At 43.8% G+C, this 1,243-nt stretch carries 1 protein-coding gene; it reads left to right on the top strand.

Translation table 11 applies throughout. The features are described 5' to 3' along the window. Positions 1–62: 62 nt before the first annotated feature. Positions 63–1,213, top strand: a protein-coding gene (locus AB6D58_RS24475) for an IS3 family transposase (protein ID WP_104216061.1) whose coding sequence is annotated in 2 segments (ribosomal slippage) — positions 63–306 and positions 306–1,213 — 1,152 coding nt in all. Because the reading frame shifts where the segments join, the coding sequence is not laid out codon by codon here. Positions 1,214–1,243: the final 30 nt, after the last annotated feature.

The raw sequence follows: 1,243 nt of genomic DNA, 5'->3' as shown, positions 1-1,243 counted from the left end.
TGATCCGCACCATAAGTTTTGGACACTGAGTTAAGTGAGTACAATCACTAACGAGGTGAACAATGACAACTAAGAAAACACGAATCAAACATGCTCCTGAATTTAAAGCCGAAGCACTTAAGTTAGCAGAGAAAGTCGGTGTCGCTGCTGCCGCACGACAGCTATCGTTGTATGAATCTCAAATTTATGGGTGGCGTAAAGCCGTCAAAAAAGATGCGAAAATCAGCGATCGAGAAAGGGAGCTCGCCACTGAAAATGCCAAACTCAAACGGTTATTGGCTGAGCAAGCTGAAGAGCTAGATATCGTAAAAAAGGCCGCCACCTACTTCGCGAAAAATCTAAAGTAGATTGCTATGAGTTTATGCTCGAACACCTGATGCAATATAGGATTGTCCGTATGGCTAAGGTGTTTGAGGTTTCTCGAAGTGGGTTTTATTATTGGATTGATAATCGCCATAAAGTCACTCAACGCAACGAGCACCGAAAGCAGCTTGATATCAAAGTTCGAGAAGTCTTTGATGATAAAAAGGAACGCGACGGTGCAAGGCGTATTCAAAAAGAACTAGAGGCAAATGGTAATAAGCACGATGTAAAAACCATTGCCGCGAGCATGAAGCGCCAGAGCTTAGTCGCGAAGGCCGCCCGTAAGTTCAAATGTACGACAGACAGCAAGCATAGGCTTCCTGTTGCCCCGAACTTGCTTGAGCAAGATTTTAATGCAACAGCACCGAACCAAAAATGGGCTGGAGATATTACCTATCTAGCGACAAGCGAAGGTTGGATGTATTTAGCGGTTGTTATCGACTTGTACTCACGGCAAGTCGTTGGTTGGTCAATGAGCACCAGAATGACCGCGACTCTGGTCTGTGATGCGCTATCAATGGCATTGTTCCGTAGAGGCATGCCCGAAGGGGTGATTATCCATAGTGATAGAGGTAGTCAATATTGTTCAAAAGACTACAGATACTTAATCTCAGCCCATAATTTAAAACAAAGTATGAGTAGGAAGGGAAATTGCTGGGATAACGCCTGTGTTGAAAGCTTTTTCCATTCAATGAAAGTAGAAGCCGTCCAATACGAGCCGATAATGACGCGAGAAGAGATGCGCCAAGCACTTTTTGAATATATCGAAGTTGATTATAATCGAACAAGAAGGCACAGTGCTCTTGGGTATCTAAGCCCAGTTAACTTTGAAAAACAATATGTCGCTTAATGCGGTGTCCAGTCTAACTGGAGCAGATCA

The sequence above is a fragment of the Vibrio sp. 10N.239.312.D08 genome (assembly GCF_041466145.1).
In the GTDB taxonomy this organism is placed as follows: domain Bacteria; phylum Pseudomonadota; class Gammaproteobacteria; order Enterobacterales; family Vibrionaceae; genus Vibrio; species Vibrio crassostreae_C.
The sequence above is the reverse complement of the archived record's forward strand: the minus strand, read 5'-3'. Positions and strand labels throughout refer to the sequence as shown.